A 284-nucleotide genomic window follows, 5' to 3' on the forward strand; every position below is an offset into this window, starting at 1 on the left:
CTTATTCATGCCAGCGGCGCCGTCAAGTCGGACGGCGACTACCATCTCGACGGCCGCGTCGACGGGGCCGACTTCCTCGGTTGGCAAAAGCAGTTCGGCTCAGGAACGCCGCCGGTCGCGGCGATCCCCGAGCCGGCGTCGCTGGCGTTGCTCACGATCGCCTCGCTAGCCTGCGTCGCGCTGCGGATGCGACGTTCGTAACGACTTCTCGACTCGTTAACGACGTTTAACTTCGAGCTCGCCATTGCCCCTTCTCGCTGGAGGGGCAATGGCGGCTTTTTTTT

Annotated in this window: 1 protein-coding gene; it reads left to right on the forward strand. The window is 63.4% G+C overall.

The window, feature by feature from the left end; all coding sequences use genetic code 11:
• On the forward strand, positions 1-201 hold a 201-nt coding region (locus tag SM753_RS20395; protein WP_323192907.1), incomplete at its 5' end, for a PEP-CTERM sorting domain-containing protein.
• Positions 202-284 lie beyond the last annotated feature (83 nt).

Origin of the sequence: Halostella sp. PRR32 (genome assembly GCF_034808085.1) — an archaeon.
In the GTDB taxonomy this organism is placed as follows: Archaea; Halobacteriota; Halobacteria; order Halobacteriales; family Natronoarchaeaceae; genus Halostella; species Halostella pelagica.